Genomic DNA, 8,508 nt, shown 5'->3' with positions numbered 1-8,508 from the left:
ATTAACTAGTAGCGATCAGCAGTGCGCATTTGTGAATGTTCAACACGCCCTAATTAAAAATAAAAAGGCACGCTAGCTACTGTTAGCGTGCCTTTTTTTGTCGATAGAATGATAGAAGCGCTTTAATGCTCTGGGGTATGATCAAATTGCGCTTCTAAAGCGAGCAGGCGCGAGCGCTCTTTAGCTGTCCAAGGCAGTTTGTGCTCACTATTATTATCTAAACGTACGATGACCGCTTCTGCCTCTGCTACTACCTCTTGCTGCTGCTGGCTATAATAGCTATATTCTATAATCATGCTGGTAGTACCCAAACGCTGACAACGTAGACCTATAAGTAGCGTGTCAGGATAAGTGACTGGCCGCAGATACTGGCAACTTGAATGCGCCAGCAACATAGCGCCGCTCTCGAACAGATCTAAGGCTTGCAAATAATGAATGCGCGCCGACTCAGCATAACGATAATAAACGACGTTGTTGAGATGGTTTAAGGCATCCATCTCGCCCCATTGCACCACCTGAGAGTAAATGACAGGATAGTGCTGTAAAGCAGCGGGCGTCTCATCTTGCCCATTGCTATGCGTCTGGTTCTGCTGTTTGACTTTGGTATGCTCAGGACTAGTAGGGCTCATAGTAGAGTATCCATAATTCTGTGTTATTGATTATTTTTAGGCTGATTTAGCACTTGGGTGGTCAGTAGTGGCATAGACTCAGGAGGACTGGCTATTAACTCATCCAACCAAGTAATGACTTCGCTAATATTGCTCGGCGTTTTTACTGCTGATTTGTCACTGTTAGCATTAGCAGCACTGAGATTAGCCGTTTTCTGCTCTGTTGATGACTCACCTTTTGAGACGCTGTGGTCTTTAGCCTGCGTTGGGACGACTAAGGGCTGTAGCTGAGCGCGCGTTTGGCTCAAGTAGCGTGTCAACTGATCAGGCTCACGCATATTGCTCGCTTGTATGGCTAAGTTAAGCGTCATCAGCGCTTCGTGAATGATCAACTGGCGGCGGCTAAGACTGGTGTTTTTAGACGGTAAAGTGTGACTGGACTGCTCATTACTTTTGGTGACTGAGCGACTATCAACAGACTTTTCATAGCGATGCAAAAAGGTCTGGATATCTTGAATAGCTAAGCTCTGTAATTGCCACGGGCTAGGCTGAGCACTCCGCGCTTGCAGACGCTCGATGTCATCACTGAGGCTTTGCTTAATGACGATATTGAGCGCCGGGGCGATCTCATTGTTTGCTTGTGACAGTTGCCACTGTAACCCAGTTAATAAGTCAATCGCCGCGCTATAGTTGTTATCTGCAAGCAAACTATCTGCCGCTTGCATCTGAATACGCAATAAGTCTAACTGATTCTGCGCTTGACTGGTGAGCGGCGCTTTAGGAGCTGGCGCGGTCTGCTGGCTAATGGCGAACAGACGGTCATCCATCTCATTGAGACGAGTGACTACTTGCTCATTATTATTCAGGCGCTCTTTGATTTGGCTCTCAAAGCGCTGCTGACTGACGTAAAGCCAAACCAGCGCTAGTGCTAAAAGCACAATAAACAACCACTGCAAGCGCAGTAATAATATATTCGCTTGCCGGCGCTGCTGAATGACTAAAGGCGACTCAGATGACGGTTTAGGCTCAGTTGACATAACAAGCACCATTATTTAAAAGAAGATAACTATTAGGGCGTATTGATTGCCATCGAAATCGTTTCAGGAGATAAATCCTCGACCTGAATATACATAAGCTGCTGCGCGGCCACCATTCCCGCTAAGCGTACGCCTAGCACCACATAACGAAAGTCGTCTAACCTAAGAGCGCCCGTATGTCTTGTTTGTGCTTGCTGCACGACACTGACCCAATACTCAAACGCGGTGCCACTGCTGATAATCACAATAGGCTTAGGTTGCGATGTGCTAGCTTGGTCTTGTTGATTAAGATAGCTTGCTAACCATGTTGCATAATCACTCGCCGCCGAGTTTGGCATCATGCGCTCATACCATGCGATGCTCTCGATCTCAACCCCGCGCGCCTGCAACGTATCGACCAAAAGCCTACGCCCGCCAAGCCCGCGCCAAACCAGTAATTTATCGCCTGCTTGCAACCGTTCAATCTCTGGCATCGCTAGCATGCCTTCATTATTCGCTATTAACGGCTGTAGAACTGGCTGAGTCGCCGCTTGTAAAACCTCAGCGGTGGCGTCACCAACAGCAATGATAGCGCTTGGCGGCTCATAGTGAGCGTGCTTCGCTGTTATTGGCTCGATTGGCTGCACTTGCTGCTCATCAATCAGCGCTTGCCAGACGGTCAAACCGGACTGCGCGGCGGTAGGACTGACCACCACTAACGCTTGATAATCACCGGCAAGCCAGCGCCGCATGATGTCGATATCGGCATCGACGACCGCGCGCGTCTGCAACCTCAGCATGGGCATCTCGACCACTGCAAAGCCGACATCTTGTAAGTGCTCGGTCAAAGGAGCGGCGCGTTCTATGGGACGGGTATTAATCACTACTGGTGAGAGGTTACGAGACATTGAGGTGGGCACCGAGTTAAACCTTGAATGAGACATTAAATGACACAGACAAATGCCGCTATGGTCAATCGCCAATACAATAGCGGCATCATTATTAAAGCACGAGTATTATGATGCGCAGCTGGCAGGGCCTATACTAATTATTGCTAATTGCTAATTGCGACTTAAATTATATGCTTAAGGGTTATAAATAGCATCCAAAATAGCGCCAGCTCCTTTTGCTAGTAGTTGCTCAGCAACATCAATACCTAGCTGATTGGCTTGCTGCTCTTTTTGTGCTTGTGTGCCGCTCAGCGTTATGCGCTTTTCCGCTTTTAACAGTCTACTGCCATCTTCTTCACCAACGCGTCCGCGCAGCCATAAGGTGTCGCCATTATCATCATTAAGATTACTACTGATATCGGCAGCATCTGCCATTTGCAATATCGCGTAGGCGGCAATGGGCACCTGACACCCGCCTTGCAAGTGACGGTTCAGCGCGCGCTCAGCGATTAGGCGAATACGCGCCATATCATCATTGAGCGGAGCTAGTAGTGCCATTACCTCTTGATCGTCCTCACGGCATTCGATAGCCAAAGCGCCTTGGCCCACTGCCGGCAGGCATGTATCGATATCCAGCTCGCTACGGATACGCTCGTCCAGCTCAATACGCTGCAAGCCACTAGTGGCAAGGATAATCGCATCATACTCTCCAGCGTCGAGCTTACCGAGTCTCGTTCCTACGTTGCCGCGCAAAGTCTTAATCTGTAAGTCTGGGCGATAGGCTTTGATCTGGCATTGGCGACGTAGACTTGCTGTGCCGACCACAGCGCCTTGTGGTAGCTCATCGATATTATTATAAGTATTAGACACAAAAGCATCGGTTGGCGAGGCGCGCTTGCAATATACCCCAAGTGTTAGACCTTCAGGGAGCTGCATCGGCACGTCTTTGAGCGAATGCACAGCGATATCTGCCTGTTTTTCATAAAGCGCCTGCTCAAGCTCTTTGACAAATAAGCCCTTACCGCCGATTTTTGCTAAAGGAGTGTCCAAAATTTTGTCACCCTTAGTGACAATTTTGAGCAGGTTGATGGTCAAATCAGGATATAAGGCCGATAATCGATCGCGAATATGCTCAGCTTGCCATAAGGCTAAAGGGCTTTGACGAGTTGCGATGTTCAAAGTAGACAAAGGAGATGACTGAGTATTGCTCATAGATAGCCTCGGAATGATAAATATAAAGAGATATATCAGAATAAAATGACTTTAGCGCAAAAAAATACCCCTATTTAAGCATAAATAGAGGTCTGATGATATGGTCGGTTAATTAAGGCGTGTTTAACACCCTTAATATCTACATACTTTGGATTTTTTCGCGTAACGCGGGCAGATGGCGACGGCTCACGGCTAGCGTCTCATCTGTTCCTTTAAAGCGCACTTGATAACGACCGCCTTCTATTGTTTCTAAGAAGTCCAAAAAATCTAAATTAATAATGGCATTACGGTGGACACGAAATAAGCGATCGTCGAACTCTTCTTCTAGCTCTTTCAACGTCTCGTCAATCAGCACTATCCCATCAGTGTGACGGACTTTGACGTATTTTTGATCTGCCGTAAAATAGTAGATATCGCTGATGTTAATTAGCTCAACCCCGCGGTGGGTACGAGCTGCAATGTGCTCACGTGGCGGACGCGACATTGGATCTTCAAGCTTACGAATGCCATCGAGCTGCGCGGCATTTAAATTGCTGGCCTTACTCAAAGCGTCAATCAGCTCATCTTTATTGGCAGGCTTTAACAAGTAGCCAATAGCATTGGCCTTAAAAGCGGCAATAGCATAATGATCGTAAGCGGTGACAAAGATAATCGCTGGCGGATGTTCAAGCTCGCCAAGTATTTGCGCGCAGCGTACGCCATCCATCTCAGGCATACGTATATCGAGCAGTATGAGCTCAGGCTGATGGAGTTTTACAGCGTCAACCGCTTCAGCTCCAGTGCCTACTTGCGCCACAACTTCATGGCCTGATTTTTTGACAATCCTGACCAAACGCTCGCGTGCGAGTGGCTCATCGTCACAAACTACTATCCGCATAAAACACCTCTTCTACTCTTTACTCAGTCGGTTGGTTCAAAATCGTCATCTTGACTATCGCCAGCCATTTTTTATATCTATAGCGACTATTTTATACTTCTTATTTTATAGCTTTCGTTTTTACCGTGGTTATCATTTAGGACACTGACAATTTAGGGAGATGACTATTTTTCTTGGGTATGTACTTCATTCTGTAATAGATCTAAGACAATAAATACAGTGCAATAAACGTACCATATTGCAGGTATTACTTATGCTTTTTTGAGTATTAACAGCCAGTCATGCAGCAAATACACGGAAATAGGCAGCCCTACATTACAAGCCTGCATCTTGCAAAGGATAATCGATAATCGTCACAATCTGGGTGTTAGTGACCGTACTTTTAATGCTTGAGCTGGGACCAAAATAGAGTTGTAAGCGTTCAGCTTGCATCCGAAAATTAACGTGCTGACGTAGATCATGTACGATCATCAAGGTTTTACTCGGAAGCTGTACGCTGACAGTGATAATAACGCGGTGATCTTGCCAGACGACAGCTATATCTATATATATCGTCTCCGTGGTCATCTCTACCACATTGATAAGTATTTTTTCGATAATGCTTTGTAAGGTAAGCGCAGTGATGACCATATCGCCCATCACTTCGTCATCGGGCAGCTGCCAATTAACAACTAATTTATCTGCCAAGCGATAAGACTCAATCGTCACGTAGTGCTTACAAAGCGCCACCTCTTCCTCAAAACTAATCTCGCGTACGCCATTGAAACTGGCTCGAAACAGCGCTGAGACATGCTCAAGTAGCCTAGCTGCATAAGGCGGGTTAGACTCTATAAGCGATAGCAAACTGTTAATCGTATTAAAGAAGAAATGCGGAGATAGACGCGCCTTTATTAAGTCGTTTTGGGCGCTAAGCTTGTATTCAAAGGATTGCTTCAGCGCTATCAGCTCACGATGACGACGCATAAAATAAAGCAAAAATACTAAAGTAAAACCGCCGGTAAACATCATATTAAATAGCAGCTCTAGCCCTAGCGCCTGACGCTCGTACGCCAGCCAGCCGACATTAATCAACACTAAAATGACCAATAGCATAGCTAAAGTAGACGCCAGCATGAACATCAGCACTATATAGAGACTGACTCTAATAGGATTGATCCTTTTGAATATTGGACGCAAATAATCTACTAAATATAAAGTCGGTATAATGGCTAAAATATAATGAATACACTTAGCCAGATAAGCCACTAAAAACTGCGGCCCTGTCGCCAGCTCATGCCGACCAACAATAGTAACAAACAGCGCCCAAGCCAAGATATACTGTAGCCATTGCCAAAGCGTCATCATCTCCGTAACTTTCGGCACGAAAAACTCTAAGCGCTCAGCTAGCAAGGCGACCTCATCCTTTGCTATACTTGAGCTCTTATTCTTATGAGTTGTCTTATACCGATATGAACGCCAATTCTTCAAACTCTAGTAATCCTATGCCAGATAATTCTATCTCTTCTGCTGATTTTAGCACAAATGCCATTAAGCCAAGCCCTTCTTCTAGTAGCCAAGGCCAGCAGATGTGGGGCGGACGCTTTAGTGAAGCAACAGACAGTTTCGTTGCCGCTTTTACCGCCTCTGTCGGCTTCGATCAGCGCTTTGCCCGTCATGATATCGAGGGCTCTATCGCTCATGCCACTATGCTAGGTCAGTGCAATATTTTGACCGATAGCGAGGTTGCCACCATCATCGAAGGTCTTCAGCAAATCTTACGCGAGATTGAAGCAGGAGACTTTAACTGGTCAATTGCGCTCGAAGATGTGCATATGAATGTCGAGTCGCGCCTGACCGATATCATCGGTGCAGTGGGTAAAAAGCTGCATACGGGGCGTAGCCGTAACGATCAAGTCGCCACTGATATTCGCTTGTGGTTACGTGAAGAGACCGATAATATCATTGAGCTGCTAGTACGCTTACAAAGCGGCCTACTTAATCTAGCTGAGCAGCATACCGATACGATTATGCCAGGCTTTACACACTTGCAGACCGCTCAGCCGGTAAGCTTCGGTCATCATGTGATGGCTTGGTTTGAGATGCTCTACCGCGATACCGAGCGCCTAGTCGATGCGCGCCGCCGTATCAATCAGCTGCCTCTTGGTAGCGCCGCGCTTGCAGGCACCACTTTCCCTATTGATCGTACGATTACCGCTGAGCTATTAGGCTTTGAGGGTATTTGCCAAAACTCACTCGATGCCGTTTCTGATCGAGACTTTGCTATTGAGTTTACCTCAAACGCTTCTATTTTGATGATGCATCTATCGCGCATGAGCGAGGAGATTATCCTTTGGATGTCAGCGCAGTTTAACTTTGTGAAAATACCGGATCGTTTCTGTACCGGCTCCTCCATCATGCCGCAAAAGAAAAATCCTGATGTGCCAGAGCTGGTACGCGGTAAAGCGGCGCGGGTGTTTGGGCAGTTGACGACGCTGCTAAGCTTAATGAAAAGCCAGCCTTTGGCGTACAATAAGGACAACCAAGAAGACAAAGAACCACTATTTGACTGTGTCGATACGTTGACAGGCTCACTTCTAGCCTTTGCCGATATGCTACCTAATATTACTCCTAATGTTGAGGCTATGCGTGAAGCAACAATGAAAGGCTACGCTACCGCTACGGACTTAGCAGACTACCTCGTACGCAGAGGCGTGGCGTTCCGTGATGCCCATGAAGTCGTTGGCAACGCTGTTGCGCTCGCTATCGATGAAGGTGTTGATTTGAGCGATTTAACACTAGAACAATTACAGCAGTTTAGTGATGCTATTGGCGATGACGTCTTTGATTATCTAACGCTTGAGGGCTCATTGGCCGCTCGTGATCATCTCGGTGGTACGGCGCCCAATCAAGTTAAACAAGCTGTTATCAATGGCCGCGCGCGCCTAAAAGCTTTTGCTTAGTCTTTGTTTTTGACTTGAGCTTTTGCTTTCGTTGTTATTTAAAACCTGCCAATACGGTGGGTTTTTTCATGCTTTTTTATAGACAGTTACTGTTGCTACACCCGATAGTCTTTGCTAAATTTGCCAAGACCGTTATCATAGGAGGATACATCTATAGCCCAATAAACATAATGAATGAGGAGCACATCATGACGGAGACTTTTAATCCGCAAGCCAACACTGTATTTTGCCGTAAGTACCAGCAAGATTTGCCAAAAATGCCGCATCCGCCTTTTCCTAACAAAAAAGGCCAAGAGCTACAAGACACTGTCTCTGACAAAGCATGGAAGGAGTGGCTTGAGCAGCAAACCATGCTGATCAACGAAAACCATCTAAGTATGATGGACCCAGAAGCAAAGAAGTTCTTAACTGAGCAGCGTGAGAAGTTCTTAGATAACGAGGATTATGAGCGCGCGCAGGGCTGGACACCTGAGAAATAAACCTAGCTCTTTACTGCAAGCAAACTAATCCATTATAAGCAAACTATGCAAATGGCTATATATTATGAGCCAAATTTGCTACTATCAAAACTGCTAGTATTAAGCTTACTAGCTCAAAACATGACAACACTGACAGACTCGGGGTGCGTTGTACAATAAGCTAAAGAGCTTTTGTACATTCGCTGAGAGATCACCCGCCGAACCTGATGCGGTTAGTACCGACGCAGGGAAGTCTTCAGCATTTATTATCTATGACAAAGGACGGGCAGAAATGCCTTTTTATCCCGATTACTTTTAGCCTTAATGTACGCATGGCTAAGTAATCAAAGCGGATATCAAGCGTCGTCCATAGCTCGATGACAATTATTTGCAGCTAGATGGTTTTTGATTTAGTCGCTAGCGATTGCTCATAAGCTCAACTTGCCTAGATAACGAATGCTATCCCCGCAGCGACTGGCGGTGTTGATTTTATTCAAAACAACACGCT

The 8,508-nt window shown here is 46.2% G+C and carries 8 protein-coding genes and 1 riboswitch; of the genes, 2 read left to right on the top strand and 6 right to left on the bottom strand.

Going from position 1 to position 8,508, the window contains the following annotated elements:
* Positions 1-122: 122 nt before the first annotated feature.
* The 6 genes from I3248_RS05190 to I3248_RS05165 form a co-directional block, all read right to left on the bottom strand.
* The gene (locus I3248_RS05190) at positions 123-629 is read right to left on the bottom strand and encodes an acyl-CoA thioesterase (protein WP_238062792.1); all 507 of its coding nucleotides are present in this window, start codon (positions 627-629) and stop codon (positions 123-125) included.
* A gap of 23 nt (positions 630-652) precedes the next feature.
* Complete coding sequence (locus I3248_RS05185) at positions 653-1,645, bottom strand: hypothetical protein (protein WP_025646172.1); 993 nt, start codon at positions 1,643-1,645, stop codon at positions 653-655.
* Positions 1,646-1,677: 32 nt separating this feature from the next.
* Positions 1,678-2,544 (bottom strand): uroporphyrinogen-III synthase, encoded by an 867-nt coding sequence (locus I3248_RS05180; RefSeq protein WP_238062791.1) that lies wholly within the window; start codon positions 2,542-2,544, stop codon positions 1,678-1,680.
* Between the two features lie 165 nt (positions 2,545-2,709).
* The gene (hemC, locus tag I3248_RS05175) at positions 2,710-3,726 is read right to left on the bottom strand and encodes a hydroxymethylbilane synthase (RefSeq protein ID WP_201557446.1); all 1,017 of its coding nucleotides are present in this window, start codon (positions 3,724-3,726) and stop codon (positions 2,710-2,712) included.
* Positions 3,727-3,865: 139 nt separating this feature from the next.
* The gene (locus tag I3248_RS05170; RefSeq protein WP_238062790.1) at positions 3,866-4,603 is read right to left on the bottom strand and encodes a LytTR family DNA-binding domain-containing protein; all 738 of its coding nucleotides are present in this window, start codon (positions 4,601-4,603) and stop codon (positions 3,866-3,868) included.
* A gap of 315 nt (positions 4,604-4,918) precedes the next feature.
* Positions 4,919-5,965 (bottom strand): sensor histidine kinase, encoded by a 1,047-nt coding sequence (locus tag I3248_RS05165; protein WP_238062788.1) that lies wholly within the window; start codon positions 5,963-5,965, stop codon positions 4,919-4,921.
* A gap of 203 nt (positions 5,966-6,168) precedes the next feature.
* On the opposite strand from I3248_RS05165, the gene argH reads away from it, so the two are divergent.
* Entirely contained in the window at positions 6,169-7,542 is a 1,374-nt protein-coding gene (argH, locus tag I3248_RS05160) for an argininosuccinate lyase (RefSeq protein ID WP_238062795.1), read from the top strand.
* A gap of 188 nt (positions 7,543-7,730) precedes the next feature.
* Positions 7,731-8,021, top strand: a complete 291-nt coding sequence (locus tag I3248_RS05155; protein WP_025646180.1) for an oxidative damage protection protein — start codon at positions 7,731-7,733, stop codon at positions 8,019-8,021.
* A gap of 129 nt (positions 8,022-8,150) precedes the next feature.
* Positions 8,151-8,268, top strand: a riboswitch (TPP riboswitch).
* The last annotated feature ends 240 nt before the right edge of the window (positions 8,269-8,508 follow it).

The organism is Psychrobacter sp. Ps3 (assembly GCF_022129275.1).
Classification (GTDB): domain Bacteria; phylum Pseudomonadota; class Gammaproteobacteria; order Pseudomonadales; family Moraxellaceae; genus Psychrobacter; species Psychrobacter submarinus.
The sequence above is the reverse complement of the archived record's forward strand: the minus strand, read 5'-3'. Positions and strand labels throughout refer to the sequence as shown.

Coding starts and splice junctions, on each gene's coding strand:
- I3248_RS05190 (WP_238062792.1), bottom strand. CDS start 629: ATGAGCCCTACTAGTCCTGAGCATACCAAAGTCAAACAGCAGAACCAG.
- I3248_RS05185 (WP_025646172.1), bottom strand. CDS start 1,645: ATGTCAACTGAGCCTAAACCGTCATCTGAGTCGCCTTTAGTCATTCAG.
- hemC (WP_201557446.1), bottom strand. CDS start 3,726: ATGAGCAATACTCAGTCATCTCCTTTGTCTACTTTGAACATCGCAACT.
- I3248_RS05170 (WP_238062790.1), bottom strand. CDS start 4,603: ATGCGGATAGTAGTTTGTGACGATGAGCCACTCGCACGCGAGCGTTTG.
- argH (WP_238062795.1), top strand. CDS start 6,169: ATGTGGGGCGGACGCTTTAGTGAAGCAACAGACAGTTTCGTTGCCGCT.
- I3248_RS05155 (WP_025646180.1), top strand. CDS start 7,731: ATGACGGAGACTTTTAATCCGCAAGCCAACACTGTATTTTGCCGTAAG.